Source organism: Pseudomonas sp. HY13-MNA-CIBAN-0226 (genome assembly GCF_040310305.1).
Taxonomy (GTDB): domain Bacteria; phylum Pseudomonadota; class Gammaproteobacteria; order Pseudomonadales; family Pseudomonadaceae; genus Aquipseudomonas; species Aquipseudomonas gregormendelii.
Genome location: NZ_JBEOPS010000605.1, coordinates 1 through 238, shown reverse-complemented (window position 1 = coordinate 238; position 238 = coordinate 1). Strand labels below are relative to the sequence as shown.

At 76.9% G+C, this 238-nt stretch carries 1 protein-coding gene; it reads right to left on the bottom strand.

Going from position 1 to position 238, the window contains the following annotated elements:
• Positions 1 to 238: enoyl-CoA hydratase-related protein (locus AAEZ05_RS30095; protein ID WP_350650320.1), on the bottom strand; the 238-nt coding region annotated here is incomplete at both ends.

Sequence of the window (238 nt, the reverse complement as noted above, 5' to 3'; positions counted from 1 at the left end):
GCTCCGACGGCACCGGCGCACCCGACACGATCATGTTCAGCGCGGTTTCGAGCCCGACCGCGCGCGGCAGGCGTTGCGTGCCGCCCGCGCCCGGCAGCAGCCCGAGCTTCACCTCGGGCAGCGCGACCTGCGCGCCCGGCGCCGCGACGCGGTAATGCGCGCCGAGCGCGAGCTCGAGGCCGCCGCCCATCACGACGCTGTGCAGCGCCGCGACGACCGGCTTCGCGCTCGCCTCCAC